This window comes from Sphingobacteriaceae bacterium (assembly GCA_002319075.1).
Taxonomy (GTDB): Bacteria; Bacteroidota; Bacteroidia; order B-17B0; family Aurantibacillaceae; genus Aurantibacillus.
The window spans coordinates 3857867-3876372 of sequence record NVQB01000001.1; the positions used below are offsets into that span (position 1 = coordinate 3857867).

Consider the following 18506-nt stretch of genomic DNA (forward strand, 5'->3'; position numbering starts at 1 on the left):
TAGAAAAAATTTCCGCTTTAATGCGAGCAAAAATGTTTAAGAAACTGGATATGAAAATAAATCTTAATAAACTTATAGTGGTGCTCTTACTGTTGCTGGCATCGAAGCAATCTTTGCTGTCTCAGACTTTAAGTGCAATTGTACAACCTACTACTGCCTGTCCTAATCAGACAGCTGTGGTTACAGCTGTGTGGCCAAATGCAAGTAATCCTTCCTATTCTCTTTACACGCCGGGATTTCCCCCACCGAACGCCCCCTTTGCCGTATCTTTTACCACCAATACATTTGTTATTTCTAATCCTGGTCCTTTACCGGCGTATGATTATACTATTGTGGGTATCGCCACAGTAGGAGGTAATACAGTTACCCAGACATTTCCTTTTCAGTTTTATATCCAGTCGCCTCCCCCAATGACTTTTACAAATCCAACGAGCTTTTGTAATGGTACAGCAATTCAATTTACCGCCCAGCCAGGCGCCAACACTTATAGTTTTTCTGGTCCTGGTGTCGCGTCCAGTAGCAGTATTACCAACGTGATTACCATCCTCAATTCAGTTCCCAACAATACTGGAAATTTTACTGTAACAGCAGTTATTGCGGGTTGTACAGTAACGGGGGTGACAAATGTCCAGGTTTCTCCCTATAAAACTTTAGCCGTAACTCCAGTTGTAAATGTTTGCCAGGGTGATGCCGCTACATTCACGGCAGGTTTAACCGGGGGTACCCAGGATTATACCTGGAAAGATAACACTGGTAATGTAATTGCTTCGGGACCGGGGCTTACTTCTATAAATATTCTCAATACTACTATAAATAATCAAGGGGTTTACACTGTTATGACAGATGATTTGTTTAACAGTACCCTATTGTGTCCCTATACCGCCACAGCGCAGTTAAACGTGGTGCAAACTAGCACCCTTGCCCTTACGGCGAATCCTGGGACCATGGTTTGCCAGGGCACAAATTTAGGTTTGTTGGCCAACGCGGCTTTAAACCCTTCTTTTCAATGGACTGGTCCCTCTTTTAGTTCAAATCTTATTAACCCAACCATCAACCCGGCTTTACCTGCTAATGCAGGTGTATATTCGGTTACAGCTACTTTCCAGGGTGCTTTCATCAGTTGTCCTGTAAACGCTGTAATACAAATCGTTGTTATTCCCGTGTCTACACCAATGATTACTATGCCTAACATTGTATGTCAGGGTGGTACCATTCAAGCTACCGCAAGTTCAGCCGTTAATCCTGTCGAGTGGGCGTGGACAGGTCCACTGTTTGCCAGTGTTCCTGTAACAAATGCAGTCTCCATTACTGTGCCCAGTGTACCGGCAAATGCTTCCGGAACGCAATACCTCACCGCTTATTTTGCTGCAAACCAACAATGTCCTGTAACAAGCTCCGTTCAATTGAACGTAGTACCTGTAACTACAATCTCAGTGGTTCCTCCGGATGTTGTTTGTGCGCCTAACCAGGTATTTCTTCAGGCTTTGGCAACGGGCGCTTATAATTATCAATGGTCAGGTCCAAATAGCTATGTGAATCAGGGGCCGAACGTATTTGTATACACCACTACTTCTCCTTTGTCAGCGAACGGAATTTATACTGTTATAGCTTATTTTGGAGGTACTGCATTAGTGTGTACAAGTGTAAACACAGTCCAGGTGCAGGTGAATGTTCCTTTAACTTTCAGTTTGATTCCTCGTCAGCATGTGTGTTATAATTCGTCTGTTACCATTACGGGACCTGCTGGTGCAACTTCCTATTCATGGACAAGTTCAACAGGGTTTAATTCCGCTAATAAAGACATCAATTTCCCATCTGTGCAGCCAATTAATTCAGGAAATTACACATTAAATATTATGAACGGCCCTTGTCCAAGTTCTGCATTTACTGAACTTGTAGTGTTAGATGAAGTGAAATGGGAGCTTAAACCATTCGACAGGACAATTTGCAGAGGTGATACTATTTTTCTGGAAGGTGCCGCTAGAGGTGGTAGCGAAAATTATGCTTATACCTGGAATCCTGCAGTTTATTTAGAGTCTTCCACCGGCCCTAAGCAAATGGCAGTGCCTTTAGGATCTGTATTGTACAATCTTACCGTTTATGATATTGCTTGTCCCGCATACAAAATAGCTCATGCTTTTAACGTTAAAGTAAATCAGCCACCATTGCCTAATTTGCAGTTAACGCAAAGTGAAGGTTGCGTTCCTCTGTGTCTGGATATAGATCCTAAACTTGGGAAAACATCCGCCATAACGACTTACGATTTTGGTGGAAGACGCATCTTTCAAAGAAACGACTCATTATCTTTTAAATACTGCCTTGACGAAGCTGGAACTTATACGCTGAATATTTACACTAAAGGAGTTAATGGTTGCAGTAATTCTTACACGTATCCGTTTCCTCTGATTGTAAATCCTAAACCAGGTTCAGACATTACCTGGGAACCGGAAATACCTACCACCAATGATGTTATTACATTTAATCCAACTTTTAAATCAGACTGGCCTATTACTTATATGAGCTGGACGTTCTTAGGTGGTGTTACGGAAGGTGATACGAATATGCTTAATTTACCGGGGGTAAGCGATACAACAAACGTAAAAAATCCTACCAGGGCTTATTCACAAATAGGAATGTACCCTGTTGTGCTTATAGCTAAAAACGACAGAGAATGCACTGATACTATTTTAAAACTTGTAAAAATTACGGATGATATGCAGATTTTTGTACCTAATTCATTTACACCAAATGATGATGGAATTAATGACGTGTTTATCCCTAAAGGAACCGGCATGAAATCAGAAGGTTATACGATGGATATTTTTAACAGGGCCGGGTTAAATATATTCACCACCAAAGATATCACGCAGGGTTGGGATGGTAAAGTGGGGGGACAGTTCGTAAAAGACCATACTTATATTTATAAGATAAAAGTTGTAGGAATGAATGGCGAAGGACGAAGAGAATTTACAGGATATGTTACACTGATAAAATAAATAAAGATTTATAACTTTTCATAATCCCTTCCCATAAACGGAAGGGATTTTTTATTTTTACACAACAGAAGACTATCAGAATGAAACAATATCACGAGCTCATGCAACATGTTTTAGATGTGGGTGCAACAAAAACAGATAGAACAGGAACAGGAACCACAAGTGTATTTGGCTACCAGATGCGTTTTAATTTGAAGGAGGGCTTTCCTTTACTGACCACAAAAAAATTACATACAAAAAGTATTATTCACGAGTTATTGTGGTTTTTAAAAGGGGACACAAATATTAAATATTTGAAGGACCATGGTGTAAGTATTTGGGATGACTGGGCAGATGAGAATGGAAATCTTGGGCCGGTATACGGTTCGCAGTGGCGCAGCTGGCCGCTTCCAAACGGAGGGCATATTGATCAGATCACACAGGTAATTGAGATGATTAAAAAAAATCCTGATTCCAGGCGTTTGATTGTGAGTGCATGGAACGTGGCTGAAATTAATAATATGAAATTACCGCCCTGTCATGCTTTCTTCCAGTTTTACGTAGCGGATGGAAAATTAAGTTGTCAGCTTTATCAAAGAAGCGCTGATATTTTTTTAGGTGTTCCTTTTAATATTGCGTCTTATGCCTTATTGACCATGATGGTAGCACAGGTTTGTGGTTTGCAGGCAGGTGAGTTTATCCATACTTTGGGCGACGCGCATTTGTATTCCAACCATATTGAGCAGGCAAAATTGCAGTTGACAAGAGACTTAAGACCTTTGCCAACTATGAAGATAAACCCCGAGGTAAAATCTATTTTTGATTTTAAATTTGAAGATTTTCAACTGGAGAATTATGATCCGCATCCTCATATTAAAGCGGCTGTAGCAGTTTAAACCAAAGTATTTTAGTGTGTAATTTATGATCGCTACAATTTTCCATGCGGGTAAAGAATATAAAGTTGATTTTTTTAAACCACTGGATATTTCAATACCCTTAAAAGCCGATAAAGACTGCGCCAGTGCATGGTATGTAGAACCCATGAAACTGGAACCGGTTGTTATGGGCGAGTGGATAGGAGATGTAAATAAAGGTGGAAGCGTCAATTTCAGAACCGTTACCTTTAATCCACATGGCAATGGTACTCATACAGAATGTGTGGGGCATATCAGCAAAGAGTTCTATACTATCAATAAATCGCTGGAGCGTTTTCTATTTATCGCTGAGGTAGTAACCGTGCTTCCAACGGATCTTGGTAATGGGGATTATGTGATTACACGCAAACAATTAGAGCAACTTCTCGCAGAAAGCGGTAAACCCGAAGCTTTGGTTATCAGAACCTTAAGCAATGGCTTAAATAAATTGGCTGTTAATTATAGCAATACAAATCCCCCTTATATTTTAAAGGAAGCTATAGAGTTCTTGAATGAATTGGGCGTTATGCATCTGCTTATTGATATGCCGAGTATCGACCGTGAATCGGATGGTGGTAAACTTGAAGCGCATCATGCCTTCTGGAACTATCCTGAAAATACACAAATGCACAAAACCATCACCGAGTTTATTTATGTGAGCAATGATATAGATGACGGTACTTATCTTTTGAATTTGCAAATAGCACCTTTTGAAAATGATGCGAGCCCAAGCAAACCGGTGTTGTACAAAGTTTTTTAAGTCCCTACTTTTTTGAGACAAAACGTGTGTCGCTTAAACTTCTCAAAAATTCTTCCAGATCTTTTTTATCTCTTTCTGTAAGTCCTAAAGGTTTTTTCAAAAGACTGTCCCGGTTAATAGAATTGTTTACAAAGCTATCCGGCTTATCGTAATAATCTATCACCTGTTTTAATGTTTTAAATTGTCCATTATGCATGTATGGTGCAGTATGCGCTATGTTGCGAAGTCCGGGAACTTTAAAAGCTCCAAGGTCTTTGGGGTTTTTCGTAACCATAAAACGGCCTTCATCGTTGAGGTCTTTTGCATTATAGAGTCCTATATTTTTGAAACGGTCGTTCCCTGAAAAGTCGGCTCCAAAATGGCAATCAAAACATTTTCCTTTATTGTTAAAAATATCCAGACCGCGCTTCGCACTTTCGCTCATGAGTGTTGTGTCTTCTTCACTCATGTACTTATCAAATACGGTATTACTTGTTTCTAGCGTTCTTTCGTAGGAAGCAATTGCTAATCCCAGTAAAGCTTTAGACGGCATTTCACCATAAACATGTTGAAAGGCTTTTACATAAGCTGCATTTTTAATTAATCGTCTCACGCTTAAAGTAAGTGGAAAATCCATCTCCACGTGATTCTCCATTGGCCCCAATGCTTGTTCTTCAAGAGTTTCCGATCTTCCATCCCAAAAATAAAAATTTCTGTCGCCCTGGTTCATAGCGCTTGGCGTGTTGCGTGTACCGGCTCTTTTAAAGATGCCAGCGCTCAAAGCAACTGTGTCGGCAAAAGCAAATTCGGGTTTGTGACAACTCGCGCAGCTTATAGAGCTATCGCGCGATAAAATGGGATCAAAAAATAATTTTTCACCCAATTGTTCTTCAGTGGTAATAAGACTTTCACTCTTCTTTTCTGAGCAAGAAAAAAAGACGAATACAGTTACTAGGAGAGGGATTACTTTCATTTTTTTTAACTAGGCACTACTGGTGTTTAGAAGAAAAAACTCTACATTTATGCTTTATCAAAAATAGGAATTAATTCAGAATTAAGCCGCCAGAATGGACGAAACGACGGAGCAAACAGAACAAAAAACAATTCCTTTTAATAATCTGTACCTTATTTCGGGCTTAGTTCATGGTTTGAATAAAAGCTGGATGTACATGTTTACGATGCTGCTCCTGGTTTTTGGTTATTTATTATTTCAATCGGCAGCTGTTTACCCTTTAGCGGAGGTTTTAAGTCAGCATGGTATTTCTATAAAAGATATTTCAGAGAATCCAAATTTGTTGTTCGACGCAAATGCGCTGCATATGGACAGGAATGTAGTTCTATTAATAGAGTTTGGAATGTTTGTTTTTGGCTTCATAGGGTTCTATTTAGGTCTGCGCTATATACATCAAAAAACAATTACAAGTGTTTTAACTGGATACGAAAAATTCAGGTTTAAAAGATTTTGGTTTGCCTTCGCAACCTGGGGACTAATGGTTGGCGTTAGTGTTCTTGCAGAGTATTTTTTAAATCCTGGTAATCTTGAATTACAATCAACGCCGCTGAATGGAGAAAGCGGTTTTCACTTTAATACAACCGGTTTTATTATCTCCATTGTTATCATGCTGGTGATGATGCCTGTTCAAACAGGTTTAGAAGAAGTTATTTTCAGGGGATACCTGGTACAGGGTTTATCGCAGGTTTTTAAAAACGGATTTATTCCTTTAATAATCACTTCTCTTTTATTCGGAATGGCACACATGTCAAATCCTGAAGTACGCGCTTACGGCTGGCCGATCATGTTAACTTATTTTTGCTCTTTTGCCCTGTTTATGGGTGCTTTAACTTTGTTGGATGAAGGTTTAGAGCTAGCATTTGGCATACATTTTGCAAATAATATTATGAGTAGCATCCTGGTGTCTTCTCCAAATTCAGTGATAAAAACTTATTCTATTTTCGAAGCCAAACACGAAGATCCTTATGCGGAAATCTGGTCCTGGCTTGTTATGGCTGCTATTACCTTTCTTATCTTCTGGCTCAAATACCGCTGGAAAAATTTCAGTTTAATTCTAAAATAAATTCATGCAGAAAATAATTCTTGTTCTTGCACTTGTATGTGCTAATCTTTTACACGCCGATGGCGATTATCATTATTTTGTAAATCTTACTAAAGTTACTAACGACAAGGTTTCGGTGGTATTAACGCCACCTGATTTTGCGCAAGATGAAATTGAATTTATGTTTCCGGCCATGGTGCCTGGTACCTACGAAGTTTATGATTTCGGAAGGTTTATTTCCAATTTTAAAGTAAGTGGTAAAGGGGGAGTTGACATAAAAGTTACCAGGGTGAATGTGAACACTTACAAGATTTCACCTGCGTCGAAAATTGATAAAATTACCTACGATGTGGATGATACTTTTGATAAAACGGACCTTCCAGGTACAAAAGACAAAGTGATTTTTGAACCAGGCGGGACCAACTTTGAAGAAGGGAAAAACTTTTCGATCAATACTCACAGTATGTTTGGGTATTTTAAAGGATTTACAAACAAAAATTTCATTTTAGAATTTGAGAAGCCGAAAGGATTTTATCCCTCCACTGGTTTGTCTGATATAAAACTTGGAGAAACCAAGGATCAACTTACTGTATTTGATTACCATGATCTTGCAGATGCCCCTATTATGTATTTTGTACCTGATACAGCAACGCTACTTGTAGGAAAAACAAAAGTGCTTGTGTCAAGTTATTCGCCAAACAAAATGATCAGCGCGAATTTTATAGCAGGAAATTTAAGGGAATTATTATATGCTCAGCGCGATTATTTAGGCGGAGAACTTCCGGTGAATAAGTATGCCTTCCTTTTTTATTTTATGGACAAGCCTACACAATCTGGAGCGAGTGGGGCACTGGAACATTCTTATTCTTCTTTTTATGTCATGCCTGAATTTGACAGTACTTCCCTGCAACAACAAATAAGAGACGTGGCTGCACATGAGTTTTTTCATATTGTAACGCCTCTTAATATTCACGCGAAAGAAATTGGCGACTTTGATTTTAATGATCCTAAAATGAGCGAGCATTTATGGATGTATGAAGGTATGACCGAGTATGAAGCGCATCACGCACAGGTAAAAGGGGGGTTGATCGACATAAATGCTTTTATCAATACCATGATGCAGAAATACGAAAATAGTCTCGACGGGTATAATGATACTATGAGTTTTACCTACATGAGTAAACATGTACTGGAAGAAAAAATTCACAAACAATATGGAAACGTTTATGAGAAAGGCGCTGTAATTGGCATGTGTCTTGATATTTTATTGCGTGATTTAAGTAATGGTGAATACGGAACACAAAATCTGATGAAAGATCTTGCGACAAAATATGGCAAGAATAAATCTTTTAATGACGAAGATCTTTTTAATGATATCGAAAAATTTACTTATCCTGAAGTGGGAGCTTTCTTGAGAAAACATGTGGGAGGAACAACTCCGTTACCAATGCGCGATATACTCGGACGTATAGGAATTGAATTTGCGAATGAAAGTGTTAGTTATGAATTCTCTTTGGGAAATCCGGATTTGAATTACAACGAAAAAACAAAACGACTTTTTGTGGAAGATGCGAAAGAGCTGGATGAATTTGGTAAACAACTAGGCCTTAAAAAGGGAGACGAACTCTCTAAAATAAATGGAACAGAAATTAAGATTGAAAAAATCAGGGAGATCGTGAGCAACTACTACGACACCCTGAAAGAAGGAGACAAGGTAACTATCGAGATTTACCGTCCGAAACTACGCAAAGGCAAATACAAGAAAAAAACACTCACTGCGACCGCAAAAAAAATTAAGATTACCCGTAACAATCAAATCAGTCTTATGCCTGAAGTGTCAGATAAGCAAAAAGCTACTTTGAAAAGCTGGGTTGGACTTTAATTATTCTGAATTCTAATACCTATATTTAATATTAAATAAAGAACAATGCATATCAAGTCGCTGATAAAAATAGTTTCTTTCCTCCTTGTGTTTTGCCTACAGCAAGGTATTGCGCAGTCTATGCCGCCGGGTCAGTATACTAGCTCTAGTAAAAAAGCTATAAAGCATTTGGAAGAAGGGAAAAAAGCATTTGAATATTCGCACGATAATGAAAAAGCGGAGAAAAGTTTTTTGAAAGCTCTTGATGAGGATAAGAATTTTATTGAAGCGGCTTTGGGCCTTGCCACAGTTTATCAGCAAACGGGTAAGCACGAAAAAGCAATTGAGTACTTCAAAAGAGCGATTACGATTAATCCCAAGTTTTATAACAATGCCTTTTTCTTTTTGTCCGAATCTTTATTGCTTACAGGACAATATGATGAAGCTAAGAAAAATCTGGATTTTTTTGTAAAACTTGAGCGCATAAGCCCAGGTATTAGAGAAGCAGCTCAGGCAAAACTGATTACTGCAAATTTCGGATCAGAAGCCATTAAAAACCCTAAGCCTTACAACCCGGTAAATGTAGGTGCCGGAATAAATTCCGAAATGGATGAATATTTTCCTGCGGCTTCAGCGGATGGAAAGAAATTTCTATTTACGCGGAGTTTACGCGATTCGCAAAACCCGGAATTTTACAATGAAGATTTTTATGTGAGTGATAAGGTAAACAATGTCTGGCAAACTGCACTACCCATTCCTGAAATTAACACGCCTTCAAATGAAGGGGCCCCAACTCTTTCGGCCGATGGTACCATAATGTTTTTTACTTCCTGCGCAAATGATTTTGGCGACTATAGTTCGGATCGTAAAGGTTTTGGAAGTTGCGATATTTTTTACGCTCAAAAAATAAATGGTCGTTGGACAAGAGCGCGCAATGCCGGAGGAGCAATCAATACAAATCATTGGGAAACGCAGCCAAGTTTTAGCAGTGACGGGAAAACACTTTATTTTATTCGCGGAATTCTCGGGCGCAATGGTATTCGCGAGCAGGATATTTATAGCAGCACAATAGGTGATGATGGAAAATTTTCGCCTGCTGTAAAAATATCTACTGTAATAAATACACCATACAAAGAAGAATCAATCTTTATTCACCCGGATAATCAAACTTTATATTTTAGTAGCGAGGGACATCCGGGCATGGGTGGACTTGATATTTATATGAGTAAGCGTCAGCCCGACGGGGAGTGGGGCACACCCGTAAATCTGGGTTATCCCATAAATACTTTTAAAGATGATATCAGTTTGCTGGTTGCCCCTTCCGGGGAACTCGCTTTCTTCTCCAGCGACAGGCCAGGTGGAAATGGCGGTTTGGATATTTATCAATTTGAATTGCCAAAAGATTTGCGTCCCGAAAAAATTACTTATGTAAAAGGAAAGGTTTACAACGCGAAAACAAACGAGCCCCTGGAAGCAAGTTTTGAGCTAATTGATTTAACCACACAAAAACAAGTTACTAAATCGTATTCGCAAAAAAACGGCGAGTTTCTTGTAACGCTCACGGCCAGCAAAAATTACCTGGTAAATGTAAGCAAAGAAGGATTTTTATTTTACAGCTATAATTTCAGTCTGAAAGAAATTGAAGCAGATTACAACAAACCTTACCAATTGGATATTCCTTTAGAACCGATTGATATCGGTAACGTGGTGGAATTAAAAAATGTGTTTTTTGATGTCGATAAATTTGAGTTGAAACCTGAAAGCAAAGCAGAATTAGATAAGTTAACGGCATTTCTGACAAAGAACGCTACATTGAAAATTGAATTGGGTGGACATACAGATAATAGCGGTGATCCAAAAAAGAATCTTACTTTATCAGCAAATCGTGCTAAAGCGGTTTACGATTATTTAATTATAACAGGTAAGATAGCGGCGGGTAGGCTTCAGTTCAAAGGATATGGCGAAACAGTTCCAAAGGTGCCGAATGACAGTCCGGAAAACAAAGCAGAAAACAGGAGAACAGAATTTAAAGTTACCGGAAAATAAATTTTGAATGTTTAGCCAATAACGTTTAATCAGTAACTTTTGAAAAGGCCTTCATCCACCTGCTTAACACAAACAGTTTAAACAGTAATTTGTAATGAAAAGTAGTTGAAGTGTCCCAACTTTCAATTTTATCGTAATTAACAAATTCAAAGTGCGCTTCCTTTATTTCGTGAATAAGTTTTGGTTTTAATTCAGTAACCCATTTTTTCATAGGTGTTTCAAACCCTTTTTTGTCGTAACGCGTATAAATTTCCTGCGGAAGTTTTTCTTTTACCGCTTCTCTTAAAAGGTATTTAGAAATTCCTTTTTGTATTTTCTTATTTGCATCGAACGAAAATAGAAGGTTGATCAACTCCTTATCATCACTGAATGGAGTGCGGCTTTCTACACTGTGCCACATTCCGCAGCGGTCTTCACATTTTAAGAATGATTTTAAACGGCTGTGGTAAATATCGTCGATTAACTGAGCGTTTATATCATTAAAATAGACAACAGGATTTTTTACTTCAGAACTCTCTATAAACTCTTTAGTTAAAAATAGTGCGAATTGTTTTTTGTTAAAATAGTAAGCTTGTTTTAAGCGTTCTTTTACGTAAAAAAAGCGGGAACCCGGAATAGTCTTATTAGAAGCAGAGATGTCTTTTAGCGCTTTTAAATAAAGTCCTTTTGAAATGTGATTATTCCACTGGGCTATAAAATGATGATGATAGCCTGCGAATAATTCGTCGGCCCCCTGTCCATCCAATACCACCTTTATGTTATTTTGTTTTGCCAGTTCCATCACCTTGTATTGAGCATACGTACTGGTGCTCCATATCGGCACATCCTGCGAGTAAATAAGATCATCTACATCTTTTATAAAACCTTCAAGACTAGGCTCGGTTTTATGGTGTTTGGCATGAATTTTTTCAGCAACTGCATCTGCATAAACTTCCTCATTAAATTCTTGCCCTTTGAATACGGAAGTAAAACAATGAAGCGGAGTAGTGCTTTGTTCGGCAATTGTAACCGCAAGAGCACTGCTGTCAATTCCTCCGCTCAAACAGGTACCCACTTCTACATCACTTCTTAAACGCAGGCGTACTGAATTTTCAAAGGTTTCTTTTATTTTTTCTATCAGATCTTTTTCAGAAAGCTTGTCGTTTTCTAAAGTAACGTGATCTCTTAAATTGTAGTATTCTTTGATCGCAATATGTTTTTTTTCAATATCGTAGATAAGGTTCGTTCCGGGCCAGAGTTCATTAACACCCTCAAAAAAATTGCTTACTTCATTTTCTAAAAGATCATTCACCAGGTAATTGTGAAGTGCTTTTTTATTGATCTTAAAAGGAAGCAATCCGGATTTAATAAATGCTTTTTGTTCACTTGCAAAAGAGAAGAACTTATCATTATTTACATAGTAAAAGGGTTTAACGCCCAGCCGGTCGCGCGAAGCAAAAAGAATTTTCTTTTCACTATCGTAAATGCAAAAGGCCCACATGCCGTTAAATTTTTTTACACAATCTGATCCCCAGTACTTGTAAGCTGCGAGAATAACCTCGGTATCGCTTTCTGAAATAAAAACGGCCCCTGAATTTTTTAATTCTTCTCTTAATTCTATATAGTTGTAAATTTCTCCATTAAAAACAATCCATGTTTCAGCATTTACGTCACACATAGGCTGATGGCCTGCATCACTGAGATCTATGATGGCGAGCCTTCTATGCGCAAATGCAAGAAAAGTAGTTTTTTCAGCAGTTTCAATAGAAGAGTGGGGAATGTAATTAAACTCTCTTTTCTGAAAGGCAAATTTCTGGCCTGAAAAATAGGGTGTTATCGATTTCGAATCAGCCATCATAAACCCCTCACCATCAGGACCGCGGTGCTGAATGATCTTGCTCATCGAAGAGATCTTTTGTGCAAGATCAAATTCAGTTTTTTCTTTTAAAAGTATACCCGCAATACCACACATATATTAGTTAACCCACATAAATACCTTTTTATTGTCTGTAAAAGGTTTCATGTCTTTTTCAAGAAGAATAAAACAAAAATCTATGAGAGGGAGTAGTCCTACAATACCGCCAAAACTACCTATGTAAACCACTGGAACATAAGGCGCACAACCCAGGTAAATGCGATGTAAGCCAACAATGCCAAAAGGAAAGGGAAACGCTAAAAGGGCCGCCGTAAGCTTTTTGTTCTTCTTTTGTTTTTTATGAAACATCTGTAAGAGTGGAGTGGGACGGTTATTTAGATGCCTGTAAGAATCTTCGCTGATAAGGGCAAAATCATTGAGTTGCAGGTGGGAAATTTCTTCTTCTGAAAGGATATAAATTCTTTGAAAAGGCTGGTTTGCCGTACAAATTTTCGAAAAAAGAAATAAACAATAGAATATTAAAATTTTTTTCACAGTGCACCGGATGTTTGTATTGCCCACAGGGCCTCAATTTGCTTTTTCAAAGTTATTAAATTCTGCGTACCGGAGTATATTTTGTTAATATTAACACTTAAGCTTTAGGATAGATTGTCTATATTTGCGCCCGTAAAAAACCCGAGTTTTGACCCTAATTAAAAGCATATCAGGAATCAGAGGAACTATAGGCGGTAAACCAGACAATGGACTAACCCCTTTAGATACTGTAAAATTTGCCTCAGCATATGGCACATGGATTCTTAAGAATAACAGCAAAGTAAAACATCCCACTGTAATTATCGGACGCGATGCGCGCATCAGTGGTCAGATGGTAAGCAATATTGTAAGTGGAACACTTATAGGTTTGGGAATTAACGTTATTGATCTCGATTTAAGTACAACGCCAACTGTTGAAGTGGCGGTTACAGAATTGAAAGCTCAGGGCGGTATTATTTTAACTGCCAGCCACAATCCTAAACAATGGAATGCTTTAAAGCTTCTGAATGAAAAGGGAGAATTTATAAGTGAAGAAAACGGTCAGGAAATTTTAAAACTGGCCGAGGCGGCTGATTTTGACTACGCAGAAGTTTCTGATCTTGGTAAATATTCTTTAAATAAAGAATTTCTCTCAATACATATTCAAAAAATACTTGATTTGCCTTATGTGGATGTTAAAGCCATTGAAGCAGCAAATTTTTCTATAGTGCTTGATGCAATTAATTCCAGCGGTAGTATAGCTGTTCCGGCTTTGCTCGAGAAGTTAGGGGTTAAAAAATTACAGGTTATTCATGGCGAAACCACTGGTGATTTTGCACATAATCCTGAGCCATTACCAGAACATTTAAGCGACCTGAGTAATACAGTTAAAAAACAAAATGCTCATTTAGGAATTAGTGTAGATCCAGATGTTGATCGTCTTGCATTTGTTTGTGAGGATGGAGAAATGTTCGGTGAAGAATATACCCTGGTAGCAGTCGCCGATTACGTATTAAAACATAAAAAAGGAAATACAGTTAGTAATCTTTCAAGCACTCGCGCATTGCGTGACGTTACTGAATTAAACGGAGGATCGTATTCTGCATCAGCTGTTGGAGAAGTAAATGTGGTGACAAAAATGAAAGCTACAAATGCTGTGATTGGTGGAGAAGGAAATGGAGGGATCATCCTTCCTGAATTACACTACGGTCGCGATGCATTGGTAGGCATTGCTATTTTTTTAACCCACCTCGCAAAATATGGTAAGTCAACCTCCATGTTAAGGGCGAGTTATCCTAACTATTTTATTTCAAAAAATAAAATTGAATTAACTCCTCAAATAAATGTGGATAAAGTTTTACTGGCTATAAAAGAAAAATATAAAGATCAACCCGTAAATACAGTAGATGGTGTTAAGATAGAATTCGATAAAGAATGGGTACATCTGCGTAAAAGTAATACAGAACCAATTATCAGGATTTACAGCGAAAGTCAAACGGAAGCAACTGCAGACAATCTTGCGAAAAAAATAATTTCAGACATAAAAGAAATTATCCGCAGTTAACATTAATTAAAAGTTAAAGACCCAAATGAGTAAGACTATCTTTTAACTTAGTGAAAGATTTTTTAATTCATGTTGTCCTCCATAATTTTGAACAAGAAATAATAAAAGTATAAACCCAAATCTAACCCAGTCCTAAACTTATGTCCCAAAGAACCTAAACAAAGGGTTCAAGTACTTATCACAAAAAACAAATAGCGAAAAAAAATAACGTAGGCTTTACGAAGAGTTTACTATGTATTTACGCGAAAAAAAAAGAAAATAAAATGAACCCAACCTTTGTGAAAGCAGGTAGGTATTAATGATTGAAATCGAACAAAAAAACAAACAAATAAATATATACCCCAACAAAAACAACAAACAAATCATGAAAAACAAACTACTCCTAACGGGAATTGTAGCTCTAAGCTTCTTCTTTTCCCACAAATCCCAAGCGCAGGTGCCCACGGCATCCTTCTCGCTGAGTCAGCCATCCGTGTGTGCGGGTGGAACTTTACATTTAACGGATGCGTCTTCTGAAACACCAACGGCGTGGTCGTACACAATCGAAGGTCCGGCAACTCTTAATTCCACTTCTCAAAATCCTACTTTTACATTAGCCACTGTAGGAGATTACACAGTTATTTTAGTAGCTACAAATGCCAATGGTAGCAGTTCGCCAGCAACAGGAACTATTTCCGTAAAGGCATTACCGGTTGTAACAGCTTCAGCTCCAATGGAGGCTTGTGCTGGTTCATCAGTAACATTTAGCGGTGGTGGTGCATCTACATATGCATGGACTGACGGCGTTAGTGACGGTGTTGCGTTTGCAGCATCAACATCAAAACAATATACAGTAACGGGTACTGATATTCAGGGTTGTAAAGCCGAAACAACAGTTTCTTTAACTGTTCATCCTTTACCAGTTCTTACCATGAGTGGAGCAAGTTCTGTATGTATCGGAAGTGCTGTTACGCTTACAGTGGCAGGTGCTTCAAGTTATACCTGGAACAGCGGAGAGACTGTAGACAATATTTCAGCTACTCCTGCAACTAATACAACATTTATTGCTAGCGGTACAGATGCCATAACAAGTTGTTCAAATTCAGTTTCGCAAAGTATTACCGTAAACGCTTTACCAGTTGTTACTGTTAACAGTGCTAGTATTTGCTCAGGCGATTTATTTACAATGGTTCCTGCTGGAGCTGCTTCATATGTATACTCTAACGGTTCTAATACAGTAACCCCTTTAACCAGCGATAGTTATACTGTAACGGGTACAGATGCTAATGGTTGTGTGAATACAGCTGTTTCAAATGTTACGCTTCTTGCTTTACCTGTTATCAGTGTATCAGGTGGTACTCTTTGTTCTGGTTCTGTATTTACCCTTACCCCAACAGGTGCTGCAACATATTCTATTAACTCTGTTTTAGGTACAACAGTTAATCCGGCAATTACAACTTCTTATTCTATAACAGGTACAGATGCTAACGGTTGCAAAACTGCAGCAGCAGCTATTGCTGAAATCACTGTATCTGCTTCTCCGGCTTTGTCTGTAAACAGCGGTTCTGTTTGTGCAGGTCAGGTTTTTACTATTACTCCTACAAGTGCTAATACTGTTACTTTTTCTTTTGTAACAGGTGCAAGTACTGTAGCTCCTTTAACTTCTACTAATTATATTGTTGCAGCAGAAGATGCTAATGGTTGTCGTACTGAAGCAACTTCTGTTTTAACTGTTGTTGCTTTACCAGTTGTTACTGTTAACAGTGCTAGTATCTGTACAGGTGATGTATTTACAATGGTTCCTGCTGGAGCTGCGTCATATGTGTACTCTAATGGTTCTAATACAGTATCTCCTTTAACTAACGATAGTTATACTGTAACAGGTACCGATGCTAATGGTTGTGTAAATACAGCTGTTTCAAATGTTACGCTTCTTGCTTTACCGGTTATCAGCGTATCAGGTGGTACTCTTTGTTCTGGTTCTGTATTTACGCTTACCCCAACAGGTGCTGCAACATATTCTATTAACTCTGTTTTAGGTACAACAGTTAATCCGGCAATTACAACTTCTTATTCTATCACAGGTACAGATGCTAACGGTTGCAAAACTGCAGCAGCAGCAATTGCTGAAATCACCGTATCTGCTTCTCCGGCTTTGTCTGTAAACAGCGGTTCTATTTGTGCAGGTCAGGTTTTTACTATTACTCCTACAAGTGCTAACACTGTTACTTTTTCTTTTGTAACAGGCGCAAGTACTGTAGCTCCTTCAACTTCTACCAATTATATTGTAGCAGCAGAAGATGCTAATGGTTGTCGTACTGAAGCAACTTCTGTTTTAACTGTTGTTGCTTTACCAGTTGTTTCAGTTAATAGTGGTAGTATTTGTTCAGGTAGCAGTTTTACAATGACTCCTTCAGGTGCAACTACTTATACTTTTGTTAACGGTTCTAATGTTGTAAATCCAACTACAAACACTTCTTACTCAGTGAATGGTTCATCTGTTGAAGGGTGTGTTTCAGCAGGGTTTGCTGTTTCTGATGTTACTGTAAACGCGTTACCTGTGGTAAGCGCTAATAGCGGATCTGTTTGTTTAGGATCAGCTTTCTTAATTACAGCTTCAGGTGCATCTACTTATACTTTTGAAGGTGGTTCATCTTCTGTTACCCCTCTTGCAACAACTAACTACACTGTGGTTGGTACAAGTGCACAAGGATGTACCTCGTCAAATATCGCAACCGTAACAGTTAATGTGTGGTCTTTACCTGTAATTACAATTACAAGTCCAACAGCTATTTGCTCTGGTCAAACTACAACTCTTAACGTGTCTGGTAACGCATCTACTTATACTTGGGTTGTTTCAAATTCAAACGCTACAAGTTACCCGGTAAATCCTACAACTAATACAACTTACACAGTAATTGGTACTGATGGAAATGGTTGCGAGAAATCGGCAACACGCTCAATAGTTGTAAACTCTTTACCTACAATCACGGTTAATAGTGGAATTATTTGTTCGGGTGGTTCTTTCACAATTGTTCCAACCGGTGCATTAACTTATAGCATTCAAAATAATTCAACAGTGGTAAGTCCTGCCGCTACTACAGCTTACACTGTAATCGGTGTTGATGCTAACGGTTGCGTATCTGCTCTGCCTGCTGTTTCTACGGTTTCCGTTGTAAATTCTTTAACTATTAACGTAACTGGAAATACAACTATCTGTAACGGACAATCAACAAGCTTAACTGCAAGTGGTGCTACAACGTATTCTTGGAATGCTACTACTTTAACCAATACCATTTCTGTTAATCCTTCAACTACTACAAATTATGTGGTAACTGGTAGCGCTTCAGGTTGTTCTCAAACTAAAACAGTTACTGTTGTTGTAAATGCTTTACCTGTTGTAACGGTTACTTCTTCTTCTGCCCTGATTTGCGTTGGAGAAACTGCAACTTTAACTTCTACAGGAGCTCTTACTTACAGCTGGGATAATAACTCAACTTTAGCTTCTCTTGTAGTTACTCCAACTGTTAATACAACTTATACTGTAACAGGTACTGATGTAAATACATGTTCTGCAAAAACTACTTTCGTACAAAATGTATCGGAATGTACTGGTATTGCAAAAGCAGATGCTAACATGGTAAGTGCCGGAATTTATCCTAATCCTACGAATGGAGATTTTACTGTGACTCTTACAAAAGAAACTGCTGTTAAAATTCTTAATGGCATTGGACAAGTTGTTTTTGCTAGCCAATTAGCTAGTGGTGACACTACTGTTTCTTTGAACGGTCAACCAAACGGAATTTATTTCGTACAATTAAAACAAGGAAATCAATTTAAAACAGTAAAAGTTGTAAAAAACTAAGCTTTTCTAATATCCTACCTTATAAAAAGGGTGATTGTTCAGTCAATCGCCCTTTTTTTATTGCCAAAACCCTATAACTCTATTAATAGAGCTGAGCATAATTCTTTTTTAACTATTTTTACGTATATTTTGCATACCAGG

The 18506-nt window shown here is 38.2% G+C and carries 11 protein-coding genes; 8 read left to right on the forward strand and 3 right to left on the reverse strand.

All coding sequences use genetic code 11. The annotated features are described in order from the left end of the window. Positions 1–20 precede the first annotated feature (20 nt). The 3 genes from CNR22_16715 to CNR22_16725 all read left to right on the forward strand — a co-directional run bounded on the left by CNR22_16715 (position 21) and on the right by CNR22_16725 (position 4649). A complete protein-coding gene (locus tag CNR22_16715) occupies positions 21–2996 on the forward strand; it encodes a hypothetical protein (protein ID PBQ33350.1) in 2976 nt (991 codons plus the stop codon). Between the two features lie 80 nt (positions 2997–3076). Next, positions 3077–3871 carry a thymidylate synthase gene (locus tag CNR22_16720; protein PBQ33351.1) on the forward strand — a complete coding sequence of 265 codons (795 nt, stop codon included), beginning with the start codon at positions 3077–3079 and terminating at the stop codon, positions 3869–3871. A gap of 25 nt (positions 3872–3896) precedes the next feature. Continuing rightward, positions 3897–4649 (forward strand): metal-dependent hydrolase, encoded by a 753-nt coding sequence (locus tag CNR22_16725; protein PBQ33352.1) that lies wholly within the window; start codon positions 3897–3899, stop codon positions 4647–4649. Between the two features lie 4 nt (positions 4650–4653). Here the strand turns inward: CNR22_16725 and CNR22_16730 are convergent, their stop codons facing one another. Continuing rightward, the gene (locus tag CNR22_16730) at positions 4654–5601 is read right to left on the reverse strand and encodes a cytochrome-c peroxidase (GenBank protein PBQ33353.1); all 948 of its coding nucleotides are present in this window, start codon (positions 5599–5601) and stop codon (positions 4654–4656) included. Between the two features lie 94 nt (positions 5602–5695). Here CNR22_16730 and CNR22_16735 point away from each other — a divergent pair, with 94 nt between their 5' ends. Genes CNR22_16735 through CNR22_16745 form a run of 3 tightly spaced genes read left to right on the forward strand, consistent with a single transcriptional unit; the run spans position 5696 to position 10589 of the window. Then, complete coding sequence (locus CNR22_16735) at positions 5696–6703, forward strand: hypothetical protein (protein PBQ33354.1); 1008 nt, start codon at positions 5696–5698, stop codon at positions 6701–6703. A 4-nt stretch (positions 6704–6707) separates the two neighbouring features. After that, the gene (locus CNR22_16740) at positions 6708–8564 is read left to right on the forward strand and encodes a peptidase M61 (GenBank protein PBQ33355.1); all 1857 of its coding nucleotides are present in this window, start codon (positions 6708–6710) and stop codon (positions 8562–8564) included. 45 nt (positions 8565–8609) lie between these two features. Beyond that, positions 8610–10589: a hypothetical protein gene (locus CNR22_16745; GenBank protein ID PBQ33356.1), complete on the forward strand. Its 1980-nt coding sequence runs from the start codon at positions 8610–8612 to the stop codon at positions 10587–10589. A gap of 25 nt (positions 10590–10614) precedes the next feature. Here CNR22_16745 and asnB read toward each other — a convergent pair whose 3' ends face one another. Both asnB and CNR22_16755 read right to left on the reverse strand, forming a co-directional pair. Continuing rightward, on the reverse strand, positions 10615–12540 hold the full coding sequence (gene asnB / locus CNR22_16750; protein ID PBQ33357.1) for an asparagine synthase (glutamine-hydrolyzing): 1926 nt from the start codon (positions 12538–12540) through the stop codon (positions 10615–10617). Positions 12541–12543: 3 nt separating this feature from the next. Continuing rightward, positions 12544–13005: a hypothetical protein gene (locus CNR22_16755; GenBank protein PBQ33358.1), complete on the reverse strand. Its 462-nt coding sequence runs from the start codon at positions 13003–13005 to the stop codon at positions 12544–12546. 121 nt (positions 13006–13126) lie between these two features. Here CNR22_16755 and glmM point away from each other — a divergent pair, with 121 nt between their 5' ends. Both glmM and CNR22_16765 read left to right on the forward strand, forming a co-directional pair. Beyond that, positions 13127–14521 (forward strand): phosphoglucosamine mutase, encoded by a 1395-nt coding sequence (glmM, locus tag CNR22_16760; protein ID PBQ33359.1) that lies wholly within the window; start codon positions 13127–13129, stop codon positions 14519–14521. Positions 14522–14819: 298 nt separating this feature from the next. Further along, on the forward strand, positions 14820–18365 hold the full coding sequence (locus CNR22_16765; GenBank protein PBQ33360.1) for a hypothetical protein: 3546 nt from the start codon (positions 14820–14822) through the stop codon (positions 18363–18365). The last annotated feature ends 141 nt before the right edge of the window (positions 18366–18506 follow it).

Excerpts from the sequence above, each read along its gene's own strand:
- CNR22_16740 (PBQ33355.1), top strand. The coding sequence starts at position 6,708 with ATGCAGAAAATAATTCTTGTTCTTGCACTTGTATGTGCTAATCTTTTA.
- CNR22_16715 (PBQ33350.1), top strand. The coding sequence starts at position 21 with ATGCGAGCAAAAATGTTTAAGAAACTGGATATGAAAATAAATCTTAAT.
- CNR22_16720 (PBQ33351.1), top strand. The coding sequence starts at position 3,077 with ATGAAACAATATCACGAGCTCATGCAACATGTTTTAGATGTGGGTGCA.
- CNR22_16725 (PBQ33352.1), top strand. The coding sequence starts at position 3,897 with ATGATCGCTACAATTTTCCATGCGGGTAAAGAATATAAAGTTGATTTT.
- CNR22_16765 (PBQ33360.1), top strand. The coding sequence starts at position 14,820 with ATGATTGAAATCGAACAAAAAAACAAACAAATAAATATATACCCCAAC.
- CNR22_16745 (PBQ33356.1), top strand. The coding sequence starts at position 8,610 with ATGCATATCAAGTCGCTGATAAAAATAGTTTCTTTCCTCCTTGTGTTT.
- CNR22_16735 (PBQ33354.1), top strand. The coding sequence starts at position 5,696 with ATGGACGAAACGACGGAGCAAACAGAACAAAAAACAATTCCTTTTAAT.
- CNR22_16730 (PBQ33353.1), bottom strand. The coding sequence starts at position 5,601 with ATGAAAGTAATCCCTCTCCTAGTAACTGTATTCGTCTTTTTTTCTTGC.
- asnB (PBQ33357.1), bottom strand. The coding sequence starts at position 12,540 with ATGTGTGGTATTGCGGGTATACTTTTAAAAGAAAAAACTGAATTTGAT.